Genomic DNA, 23,570 nt, shown 5'->3' on the forward strand with positions numbered 1-23,570 from the left:
AGAATTTATTCAACCGGTAGGGATTCTCAAAAGTTACCGAATCTTGAGCACGGGAATTAAAGCGATGAAATCACTCACCACGACCAGCGCACGCCCGCATCGCCCGCAATCACGCGCTGATGCTCACCGCCCAGATTGGTGAGCCAGCTTGCCGTCACAAACACGCTGCCGCGCTTCGTTAATTGTGCGACCAGCCCAACGCCGAATTGCCCCATCGTCTGCCCAACCGGCGTGCCCAAGGTGGTCGTTCCGCTAAACGTGGTCTCGTCATCCGATCCAAACGCACGCAGTACGTTCAGCCGTAGATAAGGTTTCCAGCTCACGCCGCCCGCGTCGAAAGCATATTGCAGCCGCGCGCCGATGCGGCCAAGAAACGTATTGCCGTTATTCCATGTGACGGTTGAAACGCCATCATCGAAGCGGTCCAGCGAAAGCCATTGCCAGACGAGTTGCGCCTGCGGTTCCAGCGTCAGTCCATACGCCAGCGCGATCGGCAGGCCGGCCTCGATCGATCCCGTGAATGCATTGCCATGCGTCGACCCCGACACGCCGCCGGCAGCCTCATTCGATTGCGTACGCACGGTCAGCGCGCTGCCCATTGCCACGGCATCCGTGTACCAGCCAGCCGCGCCGATGTGCGTCCAGTACGCGCCCAGGCTATACGCATTGAGCTGTAGCGATCCGACTCCGTAGTCTGGCTGCCCCAGCGCGAAGCCATTCACGTCACCCACCGCACGCGAAAAACCCAGCACGAGGCCGTAGTGATCTCGCGCGCCGCCGGACGAAGTCGACGCGTAGAGATCCTGACCAATCTGCATACCCCAAACCGAGCCGTCGAACGAAGGACTGATCGCACCGCCCCGAGCGATATTGCTGTAACCGCCCCACGATCGCGCCCACGAGGCCGGCACCTTGCCGTTTTCGGTCAGCAGGCTCTGCTCGCCCATCCGGTCATGAAACGTGTCGATCTGCAGGATGCCCAATTGACGAGCGACGCCAGGCGCTTCCGAATAGAGCGGCACTTCGGGGCGATAGACAGGCACGGTTTGACTACCCGCATTCGCAACTGCGCTGGTAACCGCCTGCGCAATGGGTTCAGGCGTCCCCGGCGCGGCGACACTTTCACCGGCTACTTCTGGAATCGTATTGCGCAGATACCAGCTCTCGCCCGTGCCCGCGCTCACGCCGCCCTTCGCCAGATAGTATTCGTACGCTCCGGCCTTGATTGCGCCACCTGCCAGTGAAAACGCGCCCGCAGCCGTGCTTGCGCCATTGGTCGCTTCAACGACCTGAATGCCATCGACGAGCGTTACAGCGCCTGGCCCGCCCGCGTTCGTCACTTCCAGGGTACTCGTGCCACTCGCACTGCCGCCGCTGACTACCAGTTTGTCCGAGGCCGCGCCGTCGCCCGCCAGATACGTGTTGAGCGCAATCGTCGCATTCTGGCCGACGTAATTGCCCACCACGGTCAAGGTATTGCCCACGCCGTTGCCGCCCAGCTTCAACAGGCCCGCGTTCGTGAACGTGCCGTTGATCTGGAAATTGCCGACTGCCCCGCTCGCGAGATCGGGCAACGCGTTGGCTACCGCAATTGTGCCGCTGTTGGAGACATCGCCCGTCACGCTGCCGTAACCGCCCAGCGTTGCGCCCGCCGCTATCGTCACCTCGCCGCCGCCCGCAAGCGCGGCGTTGCGGCTGGCGTTATCGCCCACGATCAGCGTACCGGCATCGACATGGGTGCCACCGGTATAACTGTTGTCGTCGCCATCGAGCGTAAGCGTACCCGCGCCCAGTTTGGTGAGCGCGCCCGCGCCTGTAATACTCTGCGCGAGCGTTGAACTGAAGCCTTGCGTATCGATAGTGCCGTTGTTCGACGTAATGCCAATTGCGCGGCTTGCGGATAAATCAAAGGCCGCATTGAATTGCAGTGTGCCGCCGTTGAAGGCGACCGCCCCCGTCGACGCGCCAATTGCACTATCCGCACTGATCGCCAGCGCGCCTTGCGTGATCGTCGTGCCGCCCGTGTAGGTGTTGCTGGTATTGCCGCTCGAAGCCGCTGGCGCGAGCGTCAACACACCTGCACCTGTTTTCTCGACTGCGCCTGCTCCGCCGATCAAGCCCGCATAGGTTCCGTCGCTGTCCTGCTGAAAGCGCACCAGGCCGTTATCGGTCACGGCAAGCGGCAGATTGCCGGCATTGGCCTGCAAGGTCGCGCCGCTATCCACGCGGGCACTCACCGTAGCCGTCGTCGTGCCCAGCGTGCCGGTGAGATTGAGCGTTCCGCTTTTCACGTATGCGTTCGTGAAAGTGCCGCTGCCCGACCAGATCCAGCTATCGCCGCTCATCGCCAGCGTCTGATAGTTGACGAATGCGTTCGACGCCGTACCGCTGCCCTGCAATTGCACGGCATTGGTCCCGCCACCTCCATCAGCAGTGCCAATGATCTGGGAGCCAGTCTGGAGAATGAGCGTATCGTTGCCGTTGCCATTCTTGATGGCGGTGCCACTACCGCCCTGAATCAGCCCGGCATTCGTGATGGTGGTGTTGCCGTTGGTCGAGCGCACACCAATGCCGTTATTGCTGATGATCGAGCCGCCCGCCTGGTTGGTGATGGTGGCGACAAACGAGCTGCCAAGTGTATTCGATACGACCGCATCGACGCTGCCGCTGCTCGACGCCGTTCCTGTTGTTTGCACCGTGCCGCTATTGATGAACGTGTCGTTGTTGCCCTGCATATAGACCGCGGGGCTGTCGCGGCCCGAGGAGATGAGCGTGCCGCTATTGTTGATGGTGCCGCTGCCGCCGAGCAACGAGGCCGCGCGCGCATTGCTGCCCGAAGTAGAGACCGTTCCGGTATTAATCAAGGTATTGCCCGAGGCTCCCAGATTGCTTTGCCCCCAGGCCGCCGTCATACCATAGGAATTGGCGCCGGACGTCGTGATCTTGCCGTTATTAACGAGCGTATTGTTATTGCCGTTTGCGGCGACACCGTCGTTATAGGCACCGGTCGTGGCAATCACGCCGGTCGTGCCATTGGTAATCGTATTGCCGGAATTCACGCCGATCAGCACCGCGCCGCGATTGGCGACGCCGCTGCCATTGCCCGACATCGACAGGCTGCCGTTATTGACGATGGTGCTGGAGGTGTCGACTGAAAAGGGCGTGGGCGTGCTGGACAGCGTATAGCTGCCGGTGGCCGTGCTATCGAGCGTGATCGCCACCTGGGTGCTGCCCGTCAATGCATTGACAGACGGCACGCCCGCGCCGCTGCACGTGACAGTGCTATTGCTGCCGGGCGCGGTCGAAGAGCAAGCCGCGAAGCTGCACAATGGCGTTGCGCCGGAGAGCAGCGCAATGGCGCCCAGACCGATTTTCCACGTCCGTCTTCGCATTTTCTCGTCCGCAGGATGGAACGTTGCGACAGCAATCGGGTACGTGGATCGGTTTATAACACCGTACTACTTAATTTCCAAGATTAATATCATTCTTCAGACTATTTTAAATCACCCATTTAACGACGCTTTATAGCTTCCTCGAAAACACTACCGAGGAAAAATTGACCGGGCATTTAATCTGGACGTTCGAAGATCAGCACTATTTACAAGCCCCGCTCCAGACACGCTTTGCATCCGTCACCGCGAACGATTGCCCAACGCAATCTCATAGCGCACATAACCCGTGCGCTTCGCGATGGGATCGTAAACCGCTTGCGCGGCGACGTTATCCTGATTCGTCACCCAGTAAATGCGAAACCACTTCTGCTCCGCGCCAAGCGCTTTTAACTGCTCGATAAACGCCGTCGCAATACCTTGTCTGCGACCAGCGGGCGCCACATACAGATCTTCCAGATAGCAGACCGACTGATCGCTCCACGTATTGGGGTGCAGGACGTAATTGCACAACCCCAGCGGCGTGCCGTGCGCATCCAGCGCGATCAATGCGTGAACGGGATCGGTTGCGCTCACGATGCGCTCCCAGGTGCGCGCCGTTACACGCTCGTCGAGCGTGACTTCGTAGTATGCGCAGTACGCGCGCCAGAGCGCATACCACGCGTCCTTATATTCAACACCTGCGGCGTGGATCGAAAACCGATGCAGCGAACCCGTTTTCATAGGCGCGTTTTCCATGTTGTCGATAAGCGTCTGAATGCCTCATGGTAACGCCTTCACGCCTGATTCAACGGTTTACGTTACTTCGCTTTGCTAACGGTCCGGGCTGATTCGAGCAAACCGTCGAGCCATTCCTGGTGTCCGTTGATCATCGGATTCGGTCGCGTTTTCGCCAGTTCCACCGCTGGCGCGCCCTTCTGCGTTTCCTGAGTCAGCACGCGCACGCGCCCGCCCGGCAAATCTTCCAGCAGCCACGCGTGATGCACGTCCAGACGGCCTTGTGCATCGCCTTCAACCCAGCCGTGCCACGCTACGCGCGCAGGTTGACCCGCGGAAGGCGGCACGAATTCGGTCACCTCGCCCTCGACAGGAAAGCCAAACGTCGTAAAACGAAAGCGTGCCCCAGCCGACAGCACCGGTCCGGTGCCATCATGAAACGCGATATCCGATGCGTTGCTGTAGTAGGTCGGCCATGCCGTGGTATTCGCCAGTTGCGGCCAGACGTCGGCGACGCTCAGGCCTGCGACGATGACTTCGTTCGAAGCGAAATTGTCCGTGAAGCCCGGTTGATAGTCGTCGGGCCAGATGATTGCATGCATGATTGCCTCCAGAGTTGGACACTCGAGAATGAACATAGTGGAAACGGACGCTTGATGCTGCTTGCGCGCCCGCTGGACGTTCATCATCATGGCCGTTATGCTGAAATAAGGCCAATCGAGTATTTTTATTTTTGACATCATGCCAGCTGATATCAGGACGATAGATCTGAACCTGCTGCGCGCGCTGGACGCCCTGCTCGACGAGCGCAACGTCACGCGCGCCGCGCAGCGCCTCTCGCTCACGCAGCCTGCGGTGAGCGGCATGCTCACGCGGCTGCGCGACGCCTTCGACGATCCGCTGTTCGTGCGCACGCAGCGCGGCATTGCGCCCACTTTGCGCGCGCTCGCACTGGCCGCGCCGGTGAGACAGATTCTGGGCGAGGTGGAGTCGCTGCTCACGCCCCAGGCGTTCGATCCCGCTCGCGCCGATTTCACGCTCACGCTTGCCGCCACCGACTATGCCCTGCAGGCCGTGGTCACGCCTTATCTCGCAGCGTTGCGCCGCGATGCACCCGGCATACGCGTGGCTGTCGTGCCCGCCCAGGACCCCACGCTCCATGCGCAACTCGCGCGCGGCGATGTCGATATCGCGCTCATCACGCCCGAGAGCACGCCGGCCGATCTACATGCGCGCCGCCTGTTCGACGAGCGCTACGTATGCGCGATGCGTAAAGATCACCCCGATGCTGCGCGCGGCCGCATCACGCTGCCGCGCTTTTGCGCGCTCGATCATGCATTGGTGTCGTATTCGGGCGGCGCCTTCGAAGGCGTAACCGATGAAGCACTCGCTCAACTCGGTCGCAAGCGCCACGTCGCCCTCTCCGTAACGAGCTTTCTGGTGTTGCCGCAGATCCTGCGCGACAGCGATCTGATCGCCGTGGTGCCGCGCAGGCTTGCCGAGCGCGCCGAAGGCCTCGCCATCGTTGCGCCGCCGCTTGCAATTCCTGGCTTCACGAAAACGGCCGCGTGGCACGAACGCACACACCGCGACCCGGCGCGGCGCTGGGCACGTGCCTTGCTATTTGAAGTATGCGCCACGCTTTAAACTGCATGCATTCGCAATCAATTCGAAAGCTCGCGCATGGACTCTGCAATTCGACCTGCAATTCAGCGCTTTATGCTCATACTTGCGCACGCCGCGCGCCGATTCTTCGCGTTAGAATCGATCGCATCTTTTGACCATCGTCTCGTCCATCTATGCTTCGACCTTCCGTACCCGCGAACGAAGCCGAGCGCATGGAAGTCCTGCGCTCGTACAAGATCCTCGACACGCCTGCCGAGGACCGTTTCGACCGCATCACGCGCCTTGCCCGCCGTCTGTTCAATGTGCCGATCGCTGCCATCACGCTGGTCGATACTGGCCGTCAATGGTTCAAATCGCATCCTGGCCTGGACGCTTCGGAGACCTCGCGCGACGTCTCGTTCTGCGGTCACGCGATCCTGAGCGACGATCTGTTCTTCGTGAACGACGCCAGCACCGACGTGCGTTTCGCCGACAACCCACTCGTCACCGGCTCGCCGAATATCCGCTTTTACGCAGGCTGTCCGCTATCGGTCACGGGTGATATTCGCCTGGGCACGCTGTGCGTGATCGATAGCCGTCCGCGCCTGTTCGACGATGAAGAGCGCATTGTGTTGCGCGATCTCGCCGATATGGCGGAGCAGGAAATCGCCGCTACTCAGATGGCCACCACCGACGAACTCACCGGTCTTGCCAATCGCCGTGGTTTCAAATCGCTCGCGGAACAGGCCGTGCGTCTGTGCCTGGGCACGCAGCGGCCCGCGTCGCTGCTCTATCTCGACCTCAACGGTTTCAAGCAGATCAACGATACCTACGGCCATGCCGAAGGCGATCTCGCACTGGTTGCGTTCGCAAGCATTCTGCGCACGGCGCTGCGCGATGGCGATGTGATTGGACGAATGGGCGGCGACGAATTCGCCGTGCTGCTCTCCAGCACCGACGAACACGGCGCAATGAGTGCGATGGAGCGCATCCGCAATCAGCTCGACCTGTTCAATCGCGCGGCGCAGAAGCCTTATCAGCTACGCAGCAGCGTAGGCAGCGCGATGACGCGCGACGATCAGCCTTCGTCGGTCGACGATCTGCTCGCGCGCGCCGACGCCGCCATGTACCTGCAGAAACGCGCGACGGCGAGTGAGCGGCGCCAGGCGTGATTCGATCAAGACGTCAATACACATCGCGCACATAACGGCGCTCGCGCGCCATCTAGCCGACGTATTCCGCGGCGGCCTCGTCGCTCAGACCGCCGTGCTGCGCCACCACCGACTTCAGCGCGGCGTCCACGTCCTTTGCCATGCGGCTCGCGTCGCCGCAGACGTAAAAGTGTGCGCCTTCTTCCAGCCACGACCAGAGCCGTGCGCCGCTTTCTCGCATGCGATCCTGCACGTAGACCTTGTCGTGCTGGTCGCGCGAGAACGCCAGATCGAGTTGATTGAGCAGGCCGTCGCCGCGCATCTGTTCCAGTTCGTCGCGATAGTAGAAGTCGGTGGCCGCATGCTGCTCACCGAAGAACAGCCAGTTGCGGCCCGCGTCGCCGCGCGCGCGTCGCTCGTGCAGGAAGGCGCGAAATGGCGCGACGCCCGTGCCGGGACCGACCATGATCATCGGCGTATCGCCGCTGCGCGGCGGCCGGAAATGCGTGCTCTTCTGCACGAACACCGGCACGCTGCCAGCTTCCGCACGGTCGGCCAGAAACGTCGAGGCCACGCCCTTGCGGTCGCGCCGTCCGTTGTGATAGCGCACCGCCGAAACCGTCAGATGCACTTCACCTGCGTGCGCTTTTGGGCTCGATGAAATCGAATAGAGCCGGGGTTGCAGTCGCTTGAGCATGCCCGTCAATTCGCGCGCGGTGAGATCAACAGGATACTCGTGCAATACATCGGCGAGTTGTTGCCCCCACAACCAGTTCTTCAGATCGCCTTTGCGCTCTTCGCGCAGCAGATCGCTCAAGCCCGGGCCTCGCGCACGCGCCGCGATCAATGCCAGCGCATCGGGACCAGGCCGCGCGATTTCGTAGTGATGGCTCAAGGCATCGGCGAGGCGCATATCGCCAACCCCAGGAACGTCGATGGGCGTATCGGCATGCAGGCGCGTCAGCGTCAGCAATTCGTCGACGAGCGCGGGACAGTTTGTCGGCCACACGCCCAGCGCATCGCCCGCTTCGTATTCGATACCCGCTTCGCCGGTTGCCAGCGAGAAATAGCGCGTGTCCTTGGCCGCGCCGTGCATGTTCAGGCGCACGTTTTCGACCAGACGCGTTGTGCCGGGACGCGCCTTCGTCGGCGCACAGCCGGGCAGCACGTCGGGGATCGAGCCGGACGCCGGCACCGCATGAAGCGCTGCGTCGTCCTCCTTGATGCGCAGCGTGACGCGTTCGAGCCATGCGTCGGCGGCGCTCTGGAATTCAGTATCGCAATCGACGCGCGCCATCAGGCGTTGTGCGCCCAGCGCTTCGAGGCGCGCATCGAGATTGCGGCCGTGGCCGCAGAACTGGTCGTAATTGCGGTCGCCCAGCGCGAGCACCGCGTAGCGCAGCGCAGGGAGTCGCGGCGCATTCCCGGCCTTGAGCGCGCTCCAGAACGGCTCGCCGCTATCGGGCGCATCACCATCGCCGAAGGTACTCGTCATCAGCAGCACATATTGCGCTTTTTCCAGGTTCACAAGCGGATAATCAGCCATGCAGGCCGTGCGGATTTCGCAACCCGATTCCATCAGTTGCGTCGCATAGCGTTCGACCAGCGATTCGACATTGCCTGTTTGCGACGCCCACAGCAACACCACTTTCGGACGCGTATGAGCAATGCGCACGGCGCCCTGCGGGTCGTCCTGTTGCTGCGTGCCATCGACGGCGGGCAATGCGTGCGGCGCGGCGCGACTGAACAGCCCTGCCAGCAGACCATCCACCCATGCGCGTTTGGACGCGGGCATGGGCGCATGTTCCGGCAAAACTGGCGCAGCCGATCCGCCCGCGGCGTCGCCCCGCGAGGCTCGCAAGCCGTTCACGAAGCCCGCCAGATACTGCCGCTCCGTTTCGCCAAGCGCGGGTGCCGGCACCGCGCCAAGGTCGAGTAGATTCGCAAACGCATCGATTCGGGTCATATCGAATTCCTGAGGCATCGCCGCGTGGCCGGCTTCATCGGTGGTCTGCGGGGCGGCCGTGTTCGGTTCGGCCAAGGCCGGCTCGGGCGCAACACGCGTGAGCGCGACGGCACAAAATTTCAGTTCGGGCTGCTGAGAAACAGCGTCGATTGCATCATTGGTCACAGCGTTCACGCACAATTCTTCGCCGAATACATCGTTCCAGTGCATCGGTGCGAAGCAGTTGCCGGGCTGCACGCGGTCAGTAACGACGGCGGGCAGCACCACGCGTCCGCGCCGCGAACGCACTTCCACACGATCCTTCGCCGCGATGCCCAGCGCACTCGCATCCTCGGGATGAATCTCCACGAAAGGCGAGGGATTGAGCTTGTTAAGCATGGCGACCTTGCCCGTCTTCGTCATCGTGTGCCACTGATGCTGCAGGCGGCCCGTGTTGAAGACGATCGGGAATGTGCCATCGGGCAACTCGGCGGGCGCAACGTGCGGGCGCGCGAAAAACACGCCCTTGCCATGGGCCGTGGGGAACACAATGCGTGAACTGCCGCCTTCGTCTTTCAGATAGCGAATGGGATTGCGATCGCTTTGCGCATCGGGCGCACATGGCCATTGCAGCGGTGTTTCGCGCAGCTTCGCGTGGCTCGCGCCACGCAGATCGTAGCCAGTTTTGAAGTTTGAAAAGCCAACAATCTCGTCGAATACTTCCGCCGCGCTGGTATAGCTGAAGGCGGCTTCATAGCCCATCGCGCATGCCACGCGCGCGATGATCTGCCAGTCGGGCATCGCCTCGCCGGGCGGCTCGATGGCGGCCTGAGTGAGCGTCATATTGCGCTCGGAGTTGATCATGACGCCTTCGGCTTCGGCCCATAGCGCGCCAGGCAACAATACATCGGCGTACTGATTGGTTTCCGTGTCCAGAAAGGCATCCTGGGCGATCACGAGTTCAGCGGCGCGCAGGCCCGCCATCACCGTTTGCCGGTTCGCAACCGAGGCCACCGGGTTGGTGCAGATGATCCAGCACGCCTTGACCTCGCCCGCCGCCATGCGCGAAAACAGGTCGATGGTGCCGCCGCCCAGTTTCGTGGTCAGCGTGCCGCGCGGCAGATTCCAGCGCTCCTCCACGAAGGCGCGATCGTCCTCGGAAAGCACCGTGCGTTGCCCCGGCAAACCCGGGCCCATGTAGCCCATTTCGCGGCCGCCCATCGCATTGGGCTGGCCCGTGAGCGAGAAAGGCCCGCTGCCTGGGCGGCAAATCTTCCCCGTTGCCAGATGCAGGTTGCAGATCGCGTTGGTGCTCCAGGTGCCGTGCGTGCTCTGGTTCAGGCCCATCGTCCAGCAACTCATCCACTCCGGCGCTTCGCCGATCATCTGTGCCGCGCGGCGGATATCGGCTTCGGTTAGACCCGTGATGGTGGCGACCTTTTCCGGCGTGTAGTCGGCCAGGAACGCGGGCATGGCGTCCCAGCCGTCGGTGTGCCTGGCGATGAAATCCGCATCCGTGTGGTTGTTTTCGTGCAGCAGATAAAGCAGGCCATTGAGCAGCGCGAGATCGGTGCCCGCCTTGATCGGCAGATAGAGCGATGCCTTATCCGCCGTCGCGGTGCGGCGCGGGTCCACCACGATCAGTTTCGCGCCCGCCTTTACGCGGTCCATCATGCGCAGGAACAGGATCGGATGGCAGTCCGCCATATTCGCGCCGATCACGAAAAAACAATCGGCGCGATCAAAGTCCTGATACGAACCCGGCGGGCCGTCCGCGCCCAGCGAGAGCTTGTAGCCGCTGCCCGCGCTCGCCATGCAAAGACGCGAATTCGATTCGATATTGTTGGTGCCGACAAAGCCTTTCGCGAGTTTGTTGACGAGGTATTGCGCCTCGATCGACATCTGCCCGGAGACGTAGAACGACAGCGCGTCGGGGCCATGCGCGTCGAGTGTCGCGCGCAGGCGCGCCGCCGTATCGGCAATCGCCTGCGCCATAGGCAGCGGCACGGGATCTTCGTCGCGCGCGTGACGCACGAAGGCGCGTTCGAGCCGCCCCGATTTGCGCAGCGCCACATGCGCCGACGAACCCTTGGTGCAGAGCCGCCCGAAGTTGCTCGGGTGCTCGGTGTCGCCGGAGATTTTTTTGACCTCGCCATCCTCGACGTGCAGAACCATGCCGCAGCCCACGCCGCAATAGGGACACACGGTCTTGACGCTCTCGCCCGTCATATCGGTCTCTAGCTGTTTACATCACGATTGATGCGGGTTTTAAGCTGCCACCCACACTTGCCCGTTCTCCACGCGTGCGGCGAACGCATTCACCGAACTGCGCGGCTCTTCCAGGCACTCGCCCGTCGCGAGATCGAAGTGATGCTTGTAGATCGGCGAGGCCACCACGATGCGCTCGCCCAGACTGCCGACCAGCCCACGCGAGAGCACCGCAGCCTGCGAATTCGGGTCGTAGTTGCCAATCGCGAAGACACGCGCCTCGCCATCATCGACATGAAAGACGGCAACCTGTTCGCCGTTCACGAGCGCACAAACACCTGTATTCGGCACGATATCGTCGAGCTGGCAAACCGGCACCCAGCTTTGCGCGAACACGCCATGGCTCATATCGTTCATTCTGGATTCCTCTTCAAATTGCAATCAACGGATTCAGACTGCCTCGACCACTACGGGAATGTCCGCCAGCGCATCTCGTTGCGCACGCACCGGAATCTGCTTCCGCTCCGCGGGCGTTGCCGGGCGGATCTGGCCACGCTCCTCGACGAAGGTCACATGCTGGTCGCCCTCCTCGCTGTTCACGAAATGGCGGAAGCGGCGGCGCGTTTGCGGATCGGTCACGGCCTTTTTCCACTCGCACTCGTAGGTGTCCACCACGAGCTGCATTTCCGCTTCGAGTTCCGCGCCGATGCCGAGCTTGTCATGCACGATCACGTCGATCAGATAATCGAGCCCGCCTTCGAGGTTGTCGCGCCACACGCTGGTGCGCTGCAAACGATCCGCCGTGCGCACGTAAAACATCAGGAACCGGTCGATATAGCGCTCGAGCGTGGCGCGGTCGAGATCGGCGGCGAGCAGTTCGGCGTGACGCGGCTTCATGCCGCCGTTACCGCAGACATAGAGATTCCAGCCCTTTTCCGTGGCGATCACGCCCACGTCCTTGCCCTGCGCTTCCGCACATTCACGCGTGCAGCCCGACACGCCAAACTTGATCTTGTGCGGCGCGCGCAGGCCCTTGTAGCGGTTTTCCAGATCGATCGCGAGCCCCACCGAATCGCCTACGCCAAAGCGGCACCACGTCGAGCCCACGCACGATTTCACCGTGCGCAGCGCCTTGCCGTAGGCATGGCCCGATTCGAAGCCCGCTTCGATCAGCTCTTCCCAGATGAAGGGCAACTGCTCGACACGCGCACCGAACAGGTCCACGCGCTGGCCGCCCGTGATCTTGGTATAGAGGCCGTACTTCTTCGCCACCATGCCCACGGCAATCAGTCCTTCGGGCGTCACTTCACCGCCCGCCATACGCGGCACCACCGAATACGTGCCGTCGCGCTGGATATTGGCGAGGTAATAGTCGTTCGAATCCTGCAGGCTCGCATGCTCCTTCTTGAGCACGAACTCGTTCCAGCACGACGCCAGAATGCCGGCCACCGCCGGTTTGCAGATATCGCAACCCAGCCCGTGTCCGTGCTTCGCGAGCAGCGCGCCAAAAGTCTTGATCTGCTCGACGCGCACGAGGTGATACAACTCCTGGCGCGAATACGGGAAGTGCTCGCAGATGTGGTTGTTGACGGCCACGCCCTGGCGCTTCATCTCCGACTTCATGACCTGGGTGACGAGCGGCACGCAGCCGCCGCACGATGCGCCCGCACAGGTGGCCGTCTTCATCGCGCCGATGCTGGTCGCGCCTTCGCGCACGGCCGCGCAGATCTGCGCCTTCGACACGTTATTGCACGAGCAGATCTGCGCGCCATCGGGCAGCGCTTCGACGCCGAGCGCGGGCTTCGCCTTGCCGTCCGCTTGCGGCAGGATCAGGAACTCCGGCGCTTCGGGCAATTCGATGCTGTTGAGCATCATTTGCAGCAGCGTGCCGTATTCGCCGGCGTCGCCCACCATGACCGCGCCCAGCAATTTCTTGCCGCATTCGGACACCACAATCTTCTTGTAGACCTCGCGGCGTTCATCGGCGAAGCGATACGAGCGGCTGCCCGGCGTCTTGCCGTGCGCGTCGCCAATGCTCGCCACGTCCACGCCCATCAGCTTGAGCTTGGTGCTCATGTCCGCGCCCGCGAAATCCTGCGCCGCGTCGCTTGTCAGCGTCTTCGCAACGATGCGCGCCATGTCGTAGCCCGGCGCGACGAGGCCGAAAATCTGCCCTTTCCACAGCGCGCATTCGCCGATTGCGTACACGTCGGGATCGCTCGTGCGGCACGTATCGTCGATCACGATGCCGCCGCGCGGGCCAACTTCGAGTCCGCACGCGCGCGCCAGTTCGTCGCGCGGACGAATGCCCGCCGAAAACACGATCATGTCGGTTTCCAGATGCGTGCCATCGGCAAACACCATGCGGTTCGCAGCGCTTTCGCCGTCGACAATCGCGGTCGTGTTCTTCTGCGTATGCACGCTCACGCCCAGCGCCTCGATCTTGCCGCGCAGCATGCGCCCGCCGTCTTCATCCACCTGTACGGCCATCAGGCGAGGCGCGAATTCGACCACGTGGGTTTGCAGCCCGAGATCGCGCAGCGCCTTGGCGCATTCCAGGCCCAGCAGGCCGCCGCCCACCACCACGCCCGTCTTTGCACTCGCCCCGCGCGCCTGCATCGCTTCGAGATCTTCGATGGTGCGATATACGAAGCAATCCGAACGATTATTGCCTTCGATGGGCGGCACGAACGGCGACGAGCCGGTGGCGATCACGAGTTTGTCGTAAGCGATCGTCTCGCCATTCGACACGCTGACCGTGCGCGCGGCGCGATCGATCGATACGACTTTCGCATCGAGCACGAGGCGCACGCGATCGCACACGTCATCGCGTTCGGAGAAACCTGCGCTCACCAGCGAAAGATCGTCGGCGCTCTTGCCCGCGAAGAATTCGGAGAGATGCACGCGGTCATAGGCGGGACGCGGCTCTTCGCTGAGCACCGTGACGCGCACGTTGCGCGCGGTTTGGGCCGCGTCGGCGAGCACGCTTTCGAGAAACTTGTGACCCACCATGCCGTGACCGATGACGACCACGTCCAGAGTCTTCATTGCGAGCGTAGATTGCGTCATGCCTGTGCACCCTGCCTGAGAAAAAGCCAATAAAAAAGGCGTCCCGCAAATCCAGCTTGTGACAAGCCAGATTCAGGGGACGCCGTTGTCCTGTATTCAAACGATTGTTGCTGCCTGCTGCGTTGCACTTGCTTCGCCGCAGCCGGATCGCCATTGATCCGGTTCGCTAAGCGTTACGCAAGCACTGTGCCAATGCGTTCGCAATCGGCGCAACGCCTTTTGCAGCGGGCGTTTGCGTCACTCATGCGCGACCGCGAAGCAGACCATGCACTGATACACGACGATGCAGACGGGCACAGATTTGGTGCTGCGCAGCACGCTCGCTGTGCGCGCTCGGCGCGTTTGCAAGGTGAGAAGGCGCTGAAAACACGCGCTCATCGCACTGGTCTGGAACTTGCATTTGAAACGGCAACCGGCAACGATGTCGGCGCAGAACACCGCATCACATAGAGTACAAACGGACAACGGTGTCCCCTCGTCATCAAGACGGGCGGACGCCGTTTGCATTTGAAGCGCACCATAGAGGAAGCGCAGTCAGAGGACGCAACATGAATGACACGACGAACGCGACGATGAACGCAACAACCGGCACGGTCACGCTGTTGAGCGCAGGCCCAGGCGACCTCGATCTCCTCACGCTCAAAGCCGCGAAAGCGCTAGCACGCGCGCAGATCGTGCTGCTCGACGATCTGGTCAATCCCGGGATCGCCACGCTGGCGCCGCAGGCGCGCATCATCCGGGTCGGCAAACGCGGCGGTTGCCGCTCGACGCCGCAGGCTTTTATCGAGCGACTGATGGTGCGCTATGCACGCAAGGGCCACGACGTGGTGCGTGTGAAGGGCGGCGATGCACTCCTGTTCGGCCGAGCGGGCGAAGAACTCGCGGCGCTGCATCGCGCGGGCGTGCCGTTTGAAATCATCAATGGCGTGTCGTCGGCATTTGCGGCGGCGGCCGGTTTGGGCGTGTCGCTCACGCATCGCGACCATTGCCAGGGCGTGATCTTTGTAACCGCGCATTTGCGCGACCATAGCGAGCCGGACTGGCAGGCACTGGCGGCCACGCGCATGACGCTCGCGATCTATATGGGGATGAGCCGTATCGAAGGGCTTTGCGCGACGCTTGCACAGACGCTTGCCGCAACAACGCCCGCTGCGGTGGTGCAATGGGCGGGCAACGCCCGGGAGCACCGCGTGATGGGCACGCTCGGCACGATCGCGGAACTGGCGCAGGCTGCGGGACTCGGCAGCCCCGCGATCATTCTGGTGGGCGATGCGATCGGCGAGGCCATATCGCAAGCCGGACTATTCAGCGCGTTCGATGCGCACGCAACGACCTTGCCGCAACTGCGCCGCGCGTAAAGGTAACTAGCGCAGGGTAACTAGCGCAGCACCTTCTTCGCCATCAGCAAGGGCAGCCGCACGCCAAATCCCGCCACCAGGCGCAGATGCATCCACGACAGCAGCAGATTGTCGCGCGCATAGTTGAAGTGCGAGACGCCGCCTTCATGCGCGCCGAAGTAGCGCACGGGCGCCTCGATCTGGATCGGCCTCACGCCAGCCCAGCACAGACGCACGGCGGCTTCGGGATCGAAGTCGAAGCGGCGCATCCACGACTGGCGCTCCATGATGGTCACGAGCGGCGTGATCGGATAGACGCGAAAACCGTACAGCGAATCGCCGATACCGGCCCACAGGGTCTCGAAATCAGCGAAAAAGTTGGAGAGGCGGCGACCCTGCACACGCAGTTGCGGCGCGCTTGCGTCGAACTTCGGCACGCCCAGCACCATCGCCTCGGGGTCGGCCTGGGACGCCGCCATGAAACGCGGGATCAGCCCCGCCGGATGCTGGCCGTCCGAATCCATCGTCAGCACGTGCGTGAACCCGCGCGCGGCGGCCGCCTGCATGCCCGCCAGCACCGCGCTGCCCTTGCCGCGATTGGTGGGCAGCACGATCACGTGCAGGCCCGGGTCGGCGGCGGCCATTGCCTGCAGGCGCTCGGCGCTGCCGTCGGTGCTGCCGTCCACCACGACCCAGACCGGGTTCCATTGCGCGCGCGCGCCGCGCACGGTTTCCTCGACCTTCACGCCCGGGTTGTAGCTCGGGATCAGGACGAGATGCGTGGTGGAGGCAGTGGGCGTGGACATGGCGGAAGACATACTGACAAAGTTTGATGACACGACGCGGCTGGCGTGGCTGCTGTGGCTGGCGTGGCTTAAATCCGGCGAGTTCAGCGACAAATCCGCTTCAGGCCAGCCCGCCGTTGATCGACAGCACCTGGCCCGTCACATAGGCGGCCGCATCCGACACGAGGTAGGCGACCATGCCGGCCACTTCCTCGGGCTGACCGGCGCGCTGCGCAGGCACCAGCTGCTTGATGCGCTCGGCGGGAAAGGCGTCCTGCACCATCGGCGAAGCGATGATGCCGGGCGCGATCGCATTCACGGTGATGCCGCGCGAAGCGACTTCGAGCGACAGCGCTTTGGTCGCGCCGATCAAGCCGGCCTTGGCCGCCGAATAATTGACCTGCCCGCGATTGCCCATCACGCCCGCCAGCGAGGCGATATTGACGATGCGCCCGCGCCGCGTACGGATCATCGGCAGCATGAGCGGCTGCGTGACGTTGAAAAAGCCATTGAGCGACACGTCGATCACGCTGCGCCATTGTTCGCGCGTCATGCCTGCGAGGGGCGCGTCGTCGTGAATGCCGGCGTTGTTGACGAGAATCTGCACCGGCGCGTCTTCGATCAAACGTTCGAGCGCCGCTTGTGCGGCGTCGGCGTCGGTCACGTCGAAGGCGATGGCGTGAGCACGCCCACCTGCGTCGACGATGCGTTGCGCGGCGGCCTGCGCTTCGTCCAGGCGCCGGTTGGCGTGTACCCACACTTCATGGCCCGCCGCGGCCAGCGCGGCGCAGATGGCCTGACCGAGCGCCCCACTGCCGCCGGTCACGAGTGCCCGCATGGGCTTGTCGTTGTGCATTTCGGCTCCCCCGTTGAGCGGCGCCAGGCGCAATGGAGATGCGCGTCTGGCGTTCGCGGAAAAACGCTTCAGCGCGTGCGATGCGCCTCGACGTAGGCGGCCAGCGCGCCCAGCGTCGCGAAGATTTTTTCGTTATCCGGATTGTCCGAACGCAGCTCGAAACCGTACTTCTTCGAGATCAGCAGCGCAATTTCCAGAATGTCGATGGAGTCGAGCCCGAAGCCCTCGCCATAGAGCGGGGTCTCGGCGTTCACGTCGTCGAGCGACACGTCTTCCAGATTCAGTTCGCCGACGATCAGGGTGGCAAGCTCGTGTTCGAGTGGATTCATGTGCGTGCAGGGCGTGGAAATCAAGGGTGCGGGGTTCGCCACGGGCGCATCACAGCGTTGCCATGTCGCAATTGGCCAATGATCAATTCATCGGCCATCAGCCTGTGCCCGCGCCGTTCTTGCGACGCTAGCCCCCGCCTGCCCTGATTTTAGGGTTCGTTTGGTAAAAGTTACGCGGATTCTAGACGATGGGTATCGGTGCGTATACGGGGAGGCCTTCCGAAAGGTTACAGAGGGTCGGGCACGCGCCTCGCGTGTTTGGGGACGCAAAGTCGCGTAGCGCTTGGGCGAAACCGGCTGCATCCGGCCGTGGCGTCCGAAACCGCGATGACAGTGTCATACAAACGGTTACAAAGCGTCCGGAAGGCTTACCGAGGATGCGCCTCCGGCATCTTAAAATACGCCTGCCCTGAATTCGGGGCCCGACATTCATATGACATAAGACGCTTCGTGATCCGGACCACTATCTCGAAAGCGATCTGAAAACCAACGGATACAACATCGACCATGCATCGCCCCGCCTTTCACCGCTGCCCCAAACCGCCCTGCCTCGCAGGGCGTGACGGCGTGCGACCGGGAGTCGAGCGATGAACACGACGCGCGGATTCATCGGTTTTATGCGGGCGTTTCTGGCGGTTGCGTCGGTCGCGGCGTATCAGGTGCTCGCGCATCATGCGGTTGCAACGCCCGACGAGCATGGCCTTGGACTGGCAATGGCGCTGGCGCCGCCCCTGTTGCTCGCACTGGGCGCGGCCGCCCGTTCGCCGCGCCGCGCGTGGTGGTTGACGCTCTGGATGCTGGCTGCGGGCGCTTTGTGGGGAGCGCGCACGCCGCTTGCTCAGCACTTTGAATGGGGCCTGTACCTTGAACATGTGAGCTTCAATCTGGGCATGGCGCTGGTGTTTGGGCGCACGCTCGCGGCAGGTCAGACGCCGCTGTGTACGCAGTTCGCGACGATGATGCGCAAGTCCGGTGCGGGCGGTCTCAAGCCTGCGGTGGCGCGGTACACGCGGCAGATCACCGTTGCCTGGACCGTATTTTTCGTGGCGATCGCAGCGGTATCGACGCTGATGTTCGCCTTTGCGCCGATCGTCGACTGGTCGACCTTCGCGAACTATCTGGCGCTGCCGCTGGTGGGCGCGATGTTCGTCGGCGAGCACGCGGTGCGTCGTTTCGTGGTGCCTGGCGAGGCGCAGGCGGGGATGATGGAAGCGATCCGCGCTTACCGAGCGAAATCGCAAAACGCAGCCCGAACCTCGCCGCACGCGGGCCAACTGCAATAACTGCAACACATACCGGGCCAGCACCAGACGGCGATACCGTTCGCGCGGGCCCCAGTTTTCGTTTCAACCGATTTATGCCGACTCAACCGCTGGTCTTTCACACATCGCCCCGCCAGGTCATTGCCTGGTGCGACGGCTCGCCGGTCACGGTACGCGCGTTCCTCGCCGAGGTCGCGCGGGTCGCCGCTGCGTTGCCGCCGGGCGGCCACGTGTTCAATGTCTGCCGCGACCGCTACCGCTTCGCGGTGAGCCTGTGCGCGGCGCTCGTGACGGGCCGCATCAGCCTGCTGCCGTCCACGCACACGCCGGAGATGGTGCGCCAGCTTGCCAGCTTCGCGCCCGATGCGTTCTGCCTGCATGACACGGCCGAATGCACGATCGATCTGCCGCGTTTTCGCTATCCCGACGCCCCGCTGACCACCGCGGAGCCCGACGAAGACGCGCCCTTCGAGATCCCGCAGATCGACGCCGCCCGCGTCATGGCCTACGTGTTCACGTCCGGTTCGACCGGCGCGCCGGTGCCGCATCGCAAGACGTGGGGCTTTCTCGTCGCCAATATTCAGGCTGCCGCCGCGCGTCTGGGCCTCGCCGATGACAACGGCCATGCACACACGCTGATCGGCACCGTGCCGCCGCAGCATATGTATGGCTTCGAATCGACGGTGCTGCTCGCGCTGATCGGCGGCCTCGCCTTCAGCAACCGCCAGCCCTTCTATCCCGAAGACATCCGCAACGAACTCGCCGCCGTGCCGCAGCCGCGCGTGCTGGTGACCTCGCCGATCCACCTGCGCGCGCTGCTCGCCAGCGATGCGGCGCTGCCCGAAGCATCGCTGGTCCTGAGCGCCACCGCCCCGCTCGCGGAAAAGCTTGCCACCGTTGCGGAAAGCCGCCTGTACGCGCCGCTGGTGGAAATCTACGGCAGCACCGAAACCGGCCAGATCGCCACGCGCCGCACCGCGAAGGGCGCAACCTGGACGCTGTTCGACGATATCCGCCTGGAAGCGCGCCAAGACACCGACGACGGCCCGACCATGTGGGCCTCGGGCGGTCACGTCGAAGTGCCGGTGCCGATGGGCGACGCGCTCGAACTGCTCGACGCGCATCGTTTCCTGCTGCACGGGCGCAAGGCGGATCTCATCAATATTGCGGGCAAGCGCACCTCGCTCGCCTACCTGAATCACCAGCTCAACGCGATCGAAGGCGTCGCGGACGGCGTGTTCTTCATGCCCGCCGAACCCGCGCACGCCCACACCGGGCGCGAAGGCATCGAACACGTCACGCGCCTCGTCGCGCTGGTGGTGGCGCCGACGCTCGACGCCGCGCACCTGCAACGCGCGCTGCGCGAGCGTATCGACGCCGCGTTCATGCCGCGCCCGCTGGTGTTCGTCGATTCGCTGCCGCGCAATGAAACCGGCAAGTTGCCGCACGACGTGCTCGCCGCGCTGGTCGCCACCCATACACGCGGTGCGCTTCACCATGCGGCAGCCCCCACCCAGGCCGCCCTCAGCTTTACGATCCCCGCCGATCATCCCGCGCTGCCCGGCCACTTTCCCGGCCATCCGATCGTGCCGGGCGTGATGCTGCTCGACCACGCCATCGACGCGATCGGCTCGGCGCTCGACCGTCCCGCCGATGGCTGGCGCCTGAGCGCGGCGAAATTCCTGAGCCCGGCAGTGCCAGGCGAGGCGCTCGACCTCGCCTTCGACGCACAGGCCAGCGGCTCGATCCGCTTCACCGTGCGCGCGGGCGAACGCGATGTCGCGAGCGGCACGCTGGCATTGACGCCAGGCGCAACAAACCCGCAGGAAGGGCCGCAGCCATGACCCAACAGAATCAGACGAACTCGACCAGCACCACCAACCGCACCGACTGGGCGCAGCGCGAGGAACGCGGCAACGCCCTGCTCCTGCGTGCGATGACCTGGATGTCGCTGCGCCTGGGCCGCCGCCTGGCGCGCGCCCTGGTGCACCTCATCGCCCTGTATTTCGTGCTGTTCTCGCCGCGCGCGCGGGCCGCCTCGCGCGACTACCTGCGCCGCGTGCTGGGCCGCCCGGCCAACTGGGCCGATCTCTATCGCCACGTTTTCACCTTCGCCGCGACGATCCACGACCGCATCTATCTGATGAACGAGCGTTTCGACCTGTTCGACATCAAACCGGAAGGCCACCACCTGGTGGACGAAGCGCTCGCGGGCGGACGCGGTGCGTTCCTGATGGGCGCGCATCTGGGCAGCTTCGAAGTGGTGCGCGCGCTCGGCCGCACGCACCCCACGCTGCGCGTGGTCGTGACGATGTTCGAAGAGAACGCGCGCCGCATTAACGCGACGCTCGCCGCCGTCAATCCCGCCGCGCAGCCCGAGGTGATCGGTCTGGGCCAGGTGGATTCGATGCTGCGCGTGAGCCAGCGCCTGGACGAAAACTGCATGGTCGGCATGCTCGCCGACCGCACCCTGCTCGCCGACGACACCGCCGCACTGCGCCGCATGGCCTTCCTGGGCGAACCGGCGGCGTTTCCGCTCGGACCGCTTTACATGGCCGCGATGCTCAAGCGTCCGGTCATCTTCATGACCGGCCTCTATCGCGGCGGCAACCGTTACGACATCCACTTCGAAACGCTCGCGGATTTCACGCACACGCCGCGCGAGGGCCGTCAGGCAGCCATCGACGCAGCGCTGGTGCGCTATGTTGCGCTGCTCGACCGCCATTGCCGCGCCGCGCCCTATAACTGGTTCAACTACTTCGATTTCTGGCAGACGGCGAAGCCCGAACCGAACACCGCGGCGCTGGCCGCCGCCCGGCTCACGCAGGGCGCGTTCGTCGCCAGAAACGTGAACGCGCGCCGCGACAGCACCACCGCCAGCCTCGCCGCCCGGGAGACTTCCGACGCATGAGCGCCCTCCGTATTCATCGCCTGCGCAGTGTGAACCGCGTGCTTGCGCCCGCGCTGGCCGCCTTGATGCTAGGCGTCACGGGCATCGCCCACGCGGCACAAACCACCTCCACCGACTGGACGCTCGACCGGCTGATGTCCACGCTCGCGCAGCACAAATCGGGGCGCGCCGCCTTCACCGAAACCAAATACCTGTCGATTGCGACACAGCCTGTCGAATCGTCGGGCGAATTGTCCTTCGTCGCGCCTGACCATCTCGAAAAGAACACGCTCAAGCCCAAGCCCGAGCATCTGGTCGTGGACGGCGACATGCTCACCGTCGATCGCAATAACCACAAATACACGCTCGCGCTCGCGCGCTATCTGGAACTGGGCGCGTTTATCGAAAGCATCCGCGCGACGCTCACGGGCAACCGTTTCGCGCTGGAGCAGACTTACCAGGTCGCGCTCACCGGCAGCGGCGACGACTGGACGCTCACGCTCACGCCGCGCGATTCGCAAATGCGCAAAACCGTCAGCTCGATCACGCTGGAAGGCACGCGCGATCTGCTGCGCAGCGTGGCGATCCAGCAGGCGGGCGGCGATCATTCGCTGATGCAGTTGCGACCGCTGTCGGCTTCGGCATCGGCCTCTTCGTCCGGATCGGCTTCGAACTGAGCGGCGCACCTCTGCCCTCGCGCCACGGTTGAACCGCATGAACGCCCCGCACACGCCCATCCACCGTCTGATGCACGCGCTGCAACGCCGCGCCGTGCTTATCTGGCTGCTGTTTCTGCTGGCCTGCGCGGGCGCAATCGCCCGCACCCACTTCAGCACCGATCTTTCCGCTTTTCTGCCGCGCGCGCCCAGCGCAGGTCAGCGCGTGCTGGTCGATCAACTGCGCGACGGCGTGGTTTCGCGGCTGATACTGGTCGGCGTCGAAGGCGGCGTTCCGACGACGCGTGCGCAGATTTCGCGTCAGGTCGCCGCCAACTTGCGCGCCGATCCGCAATTCGCAGCGATCCATAACGGCGAAACCGTCAACGACGCCCGCGATCAGCAGTTCGTGTTCGCGCACCGTTACGCGCTGAGCCCCGACGTCACGCCACAACGCTTTACGACAGACGGCCTGCACGCAGCGCTCGGCGACAGTCTCGACCTGCTCAGCTCGTCGGCGGGACTGATGGCCAAGGATCTGCTGCCGCACGATCCGACCGGCGAAGTCGCCGCGCTGGTCGGCCAGATGGACGGTGCGGCGCAGCCCGCCACCCGCGACGGCGTCTGGGCTTCGCGCGACGGCTCGCGCGCCGTGCTGGTGGCGCAAACCGCCGCCGCAGGCTCCCACACGGACGCCCAGGCCCGCGCCGCCGACGCCATCCAGCGCGCGTTCGCAGCGGCCACGCGCACGCTGCCCAACGCTTCCAGCTATCGCATCGAAATGAGCGGCCCCGGCGTGTTCTCGGTCGAGACGCGCGATGCGATCCGCCATGACGTCGAGCGCATCTCGGCGCTCAGCATGGTGTTGATCGTCGCGCTGCTGCTGGCGCTGTACCGCTCGCCGCGCACGCTCGTGCTCGGCCTGCTGCCGGTGCTGTCAGGCGTGGCGGCGGGGATCGCGGCGGTGAGTCTTGCGTTCGGCACGGTGCAGGGCATTACGCTGGGCTTCGGCACGACGCTGATCGGCGAGGCCGTCGATTACTCGATCTATCTGTTCGTGCAGTCTGCACAAACTTCCACGCCAGACTTCGCCGGAGCACACAAGGAAGACAGGCTGCGCGCGTGGGTCGCCGCCTACTGGCCGACGATCCGCCTGGGCGTGCTGACGTCCGTGTGCGGATTCGCGTCGATGCTGTTCTCGGGCTTCCCGGGCCTCGTGCAACTGGGCGCGTTTTCGATCGCGGGCCTCGTGACGGCGGCGCTGGTCACGCGCTTCGTGCTGCCGCGCCTGCAAGGCGGTCCGGTGGCGATGCGCGACGTGACACGCCTGGCCGCCGGGCTCGCGCGCGCCGCGCAGGCCGCGCCGCGTCT

General features: G+C 63.9%; 17 protein-coding genes. 8 read left to right on the forward strand and 9 right to left on the reverse strand.

Features of this window, described 5'->3' with window-relative positions; all coding sequences use genetic code 11:
* Positions 1-74 precede the first annotated feature (74 nt).
* The 3 genes from F3J17_RS16345 to F3J17_RS16355 all read right to left on the reverse strand — a co-directional run bounded on the left by F3J17_RS16345 (position 75) and on the right by F3J17_RS16355 (position 4,708).
* Positions 75-3,392: an autotransporter outer membrane beta-barrel domain-containing protein gene (locus tag F3J17_RS16345; protein WP_205194811.1), complete on the reverse strand. Its 3,318-nt coding sequence runs from the start codon at positions 3,390-3,392 to the stop codon at positions 75-77.
* A 240-nt stretch (positions 3,393-3,632) separates the two neighbouring features.
* A complete protein-coding gene (locus F3J17_RS16350) occupies positions 3,633-4,112 on the reverse strand; it encodes a GNAT family N-acetyltransferase (protein WP_167060432.1) in 480 nt (159 codons plus the stop codon).
* Positions 4,113-4,189: 77 nt separating this feature from the next.
* Complete coding sequence (locus F3J17_RS16355) at positions 4,190-4,708, reverse strand: SRPBCC domain-containing protein (RefSeq protein WP_167060435.1); 519 nt, start codon at positions 4,706-4,708, stop codon at positions 4,190-4,192.
* A gap of 139 nt (positions 4,709-4,847) precedes the next feature.
* Between F3J17_RS16355 and F3J17_RS16360 the strand changes: the two genes are divergently transcribed.
* Together F3J17_RS16360 and F3J17_RS16365 are read left to right on the forward strand one after the other, a co-directional pair.
* A complete protein-coding gene (locus tag F3J17_RS16360; RefSeq protein WP_167060438.1) occupies positions 4,848-5,753 on the forward strand; it encodes a LysR family transcriptional regulator in 906 nt (301 codons plus the stop codon).
* Between the two features lie 152 nt (positions 5,754-5,905).
* A complete protein-coding gene (locus F3J17_RS16365) occupies positions 5,906-6,883 on the forward strand; it encodes a sensor domain-containing diguanylate cyclase (RefSeq protein WP_167060441.1) in 978 nt (325 codons plus the stop codon).
* 52 nt (positions 6,884-6,935) lie between these two features.
* Here F3J17_RS16365 and F3J17_RS16370 read toward each other — a convergent pair whose 3' ends face one another.
* The 3 genes from F3J17_RS16370 to nirB are packed head-to-tail and all read right to left on the reverse strand — an operon-like array spanning position 6,936 to position 14,054.
* Positions 6,936-11,036 (reverse strand): bifunctional nitrate reductase/sulfite reductase flavoprotein subunit alpha, encoded by a 4,101-nt coding sequence (locus F3J17_RS16370; protein ID WP_167060444.1) that lies wholly within the window; start codon positions 11,034-11,036, stop codon positions 6,936-6,938.
* Between the two features lie 39 nt (positions 11,037-11,075).
* The gene (gene nirD, locus F3J17_RS16375; protein ID WP_167060548.1) at positions 11,076-11,423 is read right to left on the reverse strand and encodes a nitrite reductase small subunit NirD; all 348 of its coding nucleotides are present in this window, start codon (positions 11,421-11,423) and stop codon (positions 11,076-11,078) included.
* A 42-nt stretch (positions 11,424-11,465) separates the two neighbouring features.
* Complete coding sequence (gene nirB / locus F3J17_RS16380; protein WP_167060551.1) at positions 11,466-14,054, reverse strand: nitrite reductase large subunit NirB; 2,589 nt, start codon at positions 14,052-14,054, stop codon at positions 11,466-11,468.
* A 602-nt stretch (positions 14,055-14,656) separates the two neighbouring features.
* On the opposite strand from nirB, the gene cobA reads away from it, so the two are divergent.
* The gene (gene cobA, locus F3J17_RS16385) at positions 14,657-15,442 is read left to right on the forward strand and encodes a uroporphyrinogen-III C-methyltransferase (RefSeq protein WP_167060554.1); all 786 of its coding nucleotides are present in this window, start codon (positions 14,657-14,659) and stop codon (positions 15,440-15,442) included.
* 20 nt (positions 15,443-15,462) lie between these two features.
* Here cobA and F3J17_RS16390 read toward each other — a convergent pair whose 3' ends face one another.
* The 3 genes from F3J17_RS16390 to F3J17_RS16400 form a co-directional block, all read right to left on the reverse strand.
* Positions 15,463-16,227, reverse strand: coding sequence for a glycosyltransferase family 2 protein (locus F3J17_RS16390; RefSeq protein WP_167060447.1), 765 nt, complete (start codon positions 16,225-16,227; stop codon positions 15,463-15,465).
* Positions 16,228-16,327: 100 nt separating this feature from the next.
* Complete coding sequence (fabG, locus tag F3J17_RS16395; RefSeq protein WP_167060557.1) at positions 16,328-17,044, reverse strand: 3-oxoacyl-ACP reductase FabG; 717 nt, start codon at positions 17,042-17,044, stop codon at positions 16,328-16,330.
* An 86-nt stretch (positions 17,045-17,130) separates the two neighbouring features.
* Complete coding sequence (locus F3J17_RS16400; protein WP_167060450.1) at positions 17,131-17,391, reverse strand: phosphopantetheine-binding protein; 261 nt, start codon at positions 17,389-17,391, stop codon at positions 17,131-17,133.
* 587 nt (positions 17,392-17,978) lie between these two features.
* Here F3J17_RS16400 and F3J17_RS16405 point away from each other — a divergent pair.
* The 5 genes from F3J17_RS16405 to F3J17_RS16425 all read left to right on the forward strand — a co-directional run.
* On the forward strand, positions 17,979-18,674 hold the full coding sequence (locus F3J17_RS16405; RefSeq protein ID WP_240161003.1) for a hypothetical protein: 696 nt from the start codon (positions 17,979-17,981) through the stop codon (positions 18,672-18,674).
* A 74-nt stretch (positions 18,675-18,748) separates the two neighbouring features.
* A complete protein-coding gene (locus F3J17_RS16410; RefSeq protein ID WP_167060453.1) occupies positions 18,749-20,497 on the forward strand; it encodes an AMP-binding protein in 1,749 nt (582 codons plus the stop codon).
* Complete coding sequence (locus F3J17_RS16415; protein WP_167060457.1) at positions 20,494-21,564, forward strand: acyl-CoA synthetase; 1,071 nt, start codon at positions 20,494-20,496, stop codon at positions 21,562-21,564. Before F3J17_RS16410 ends, F3J17_RS16415 begins: the two co-directional genes overlap by 4 nt.
* The gene (locus tag F3J17_RS16420) at positions 21,561-22,220 is read left to right on the forward strand and encodes an outer membrane lipoprotein carrier protein LolA (RefSeq protein WP_167060460.1); all 660 of its coding nucleotides are present in this window, start codon (positions 21,561-21,563) and stop codon (positions 22,218-22,220) included. Before F3J17_RS16415 ends, F3J17_RS16420 begins: the two co-directional genes overlap by 4 nt.
* 37 nt (positions 22,221-22,257) lie before the next feature.
* A partial coding sequence (locus F3J17_RS16425; RefSeq protein ID WP_167060463.1) for an MMPL family transporter occupies positions 22,258-23,570 on the forward strand: 1,313 nt, incomplete at its 3' end.

Source organism: Burkholderia sp. Ax-1719 (genome assembly GCF_011753055.1).
Taxonomy (GTDB): Bacteria; Pseudomonadota; Gammaproteobacteria; order Burkholderiales; family Burkholderiaceae; genus Paraburkholderia.